Genomic DNA, 1,531 nt, shown 5'->3' with positions numbered 1-1,531 from the left:
AGGCAGACGGCCCCGACCATGGCAGCCCAGAAGGCGAGGAACAGGGTGTTCCAGAAGCGGCTGGCGAGGGCTTCGGAAATATCCTGGCCGCTGGTGAGCGCGGTGCCTAGGTCGCCCTGAATGGCACCGAACAGCCAGGCGAAATAACGCTGCACGGGCGGATCGTTGACGCCAAGCTCAGCCCTCAGGTTGGCAAGCGCTTCCGGGGTTGCCGATTGGCCCAGAATCGACTGGGCGACATCGCCGGGCAGCACCATCGTACCCGCGAAGATCACCACTGAGATGAGCAGAAGAAGGAGAAGGCTCAGCGCGATGCGCTGAGCCAAGAGTTTGAAAATAGGCGACATTTAGGCTTTAACCCACAGCTTGCTGGCGGCATAGCCATTCATCAGGACCTGGCCCGGGATGCCTTCGATCCAGCCGTCCACATTGTCGGTGGTTGCCTCGACAAAGTCGTTGAACATCGGGCAGATCAGGCCGCCTTCGTCGCGCAGGATCGTGGACATGTCGGCATACATCTGGGTCCGCTTGGCGACGTCCAGTTCGCCGCGTGCAGCAACCAGAATCTGGTCGAACTGCTCGTTGTTGAAGCGGGTGTCGTTCCAGTCCGCGGTAGACAGATAGGCGGTCGTGAACATCTGGTCCTGGGTCGGACGGCCACCCCAGTAGCTGGTGCAGAAGGGCTTGTTGTTCCAGACTTCCGACCAGTAGCCGTCGTTCGGCTCGCGCTTGACGTCCAGCTTGATGCCGGCGCTGTTAAGCGACTGCTGGAACAGGGCAGACGCATCTGGCGCGCCCGGGAAGGAGTTGTCCGAGGTGCGCAGCAGGATGCCGCCGTCATGGCCGGACTTCTTCAGGTGGAACATTGCCTTGTCCGGGTCGAACTGGCGCTGCTCCAGCTCAGTGTACATCGGATAGGAGGCGTTGATCGGCGTATCGTTGCCCACGGTGCCATAGCCGTTCAGGATCTTGTCCACCATTTCCTGGCGGTTGATGCCGTACTTCAGCGCCATGCGCAGGTCGTTGTTGTCGAACGGTGCCGTGTTGCAGTGCATGATGAACACATAGTGGCCGGCAGCAGAGGTCGAGTGCACCGTAATGTTCGGCGCGCGGTCGACCAGTTTCGCGGTGCGCGGGGGCACCCGGTCGATCACGTCCACCTGGCCGGACTGCAGGGCAGCGACACGGGCGGTGTCATCGTTGATGACAATGATTTCAACGGTATCCGCATTGCCCAGATCGCCCCAGTAGTTCGGGTTCTTCTCGGCCACGAAGCGCACGCCCATGTCGGAGGACTTCATGATGTAAGGGCCGGTGCCGATGGCCGCCGCGGGATCGTCATTGCCACCACCCGGCTGGATGATCAGGTGATAGTCTGCCAGCAGATAGGGTAGGTCGGCGTTCGGGCTGTCGAGCTCGAAGACAACGCTGTCGCCATCTGCACGCACGTCCTTGATGCCGCGCATGATCCCCAGAGCTCCGGACTTGGTGTCCTCGCCGCTGTGGCGTTCCATGGTCTTGACCACGTCTT

At 61.3% G+C, this 1,531-nt stretch carries 1 protein-coding gene and 1 pseudogene; both read right to left on the bottom strand.

Going from position 1 to position 1,531, the window contains the following annotated elements; genetic code table 11:
- A pseudogene (locus A2I95_RS36940) lies at positions 1-347 on the bottom strand (ABC transporter permease); the annotation flags it as partial.
- Positions 348-1,531: ABC transporter substrate-binding protein (locus A2I95_RS36935; protein WP_291737449.1), on the bottom strand; the 1,184-nt coding region annotated here is incomplete at its 5' end.

It is taken from the genome of Leisingera sp. F5, assembly GCF_001593695.1.
The sequence above is the reverse complement of the archived record's forward strand: the minus strand, read 5'-3'. Positions and strand labels throughout refer to the sequence as shown.